1 protein-coding gene is annotated in these 395 nt (G+C 60.0%); it reads right to left on the reverse strand.

Annotation, left to right across the window (positions count from 1 at the left end; all coding sequences use genetic code 11):
* Positions 1–198: 198 nt before the first annotated feature.
* The coding region (locus AC1DDH_RS20730) for a hypothetical protein (protein WP_476956255.1) at positions 199–395 on the reverse strand (197 nt) is incomplete at its 5' end.

The raw sequence follows: 395 nt of genomic DNA on the forward strand, positions 1-395 counted from the left end.
CTCATGGATGGCCGTGAAGTAGACCCGGAACAGTGCCGGTTCATCGCCTGGTTGGAAGCTTCGGAGGTTCACGGGGGTCTTCGCAAGGCGACGTTGGAAAGCACCAGTCTGTCACACGTGAGCCGCGAGGCGGCGTGGATTGCTGTGGCGTACGGCGTGTGGATCGCGTTCCGATAAGAGCGATTCGCGTGCGCTGTCTTACCGCATCATGCGTACCCGCCTTTCCGCAAGGTCATAGGGTCCCCGCTTGAAATTGCATACATTGCCAGCCGTTTCTGAGATGACATCCAGGGCCCGCGAGAAACCGGATTGCCGATACACGGCCGAGTAGATGAGGGGAGGCGGCATTGGATCGGTCCGGACTACGCGCAGCAGGCCGTCATTGATATCCGAGG

The sequence above is a fragment of the Arthrobacter sp. 10T425 genome (genome assembly GCF_056393985.1).